Origin of the sequence: Sedimentibacter sp. B4, from assembly GCF_000309315.1 — a bacterium.
GTDB classification, from domain to species: Bacteria; Bacillota; Clostridia; order Tissierellales; family Sedimentibacteraceae; genus Sedimentibacter; species Sedimentibacter saalensis.
This window is the reverse complement of sequence record NZ_CANG01000550.1, coordinates 1-233: the sequence shown is the minus strand read 5'-3', so window position 1 is coordinate 233 and position 233 is coordinate 1. Positions and strand designations below refer to the sequence as shown.

Annotated in this window: 1 protein-coding gene; it reads right to left on the bottom strand. The window is 66.1% G+C overall.

Annotated elements, in window-relative coordinates; genetic code table 11:
- Positions 1 to 233: hypothetical protein (locus BN358_RS27740; RefSeq protein ID WP_040583191.1), on the bottom strand; the 233-nt coding region annotated here is incomplete at both ends.

Genomic DNA, 233 nt, shown 5'->3' with positions numbered 1-233 from the left:
CCTTGTCGATGGCATCCTGCACGGCCGAGGCCTGGGCCACAGAGAAGGTGACAACTCCAAGGCTCAGGGCCGGCGTTCGAGTGAAATGGTCGATGACGCGTGCAGCGACGGCTGCCGCTTCAATTGGGTTGTCCGCGGTGGCACCCCGGCGATACACGCCGTTGACCTTGTGGAACGACACTGCCGGGTCCCCGGCCTTGCTGCCCGGGCTGGGGAAGACGACCAGCTTGCCG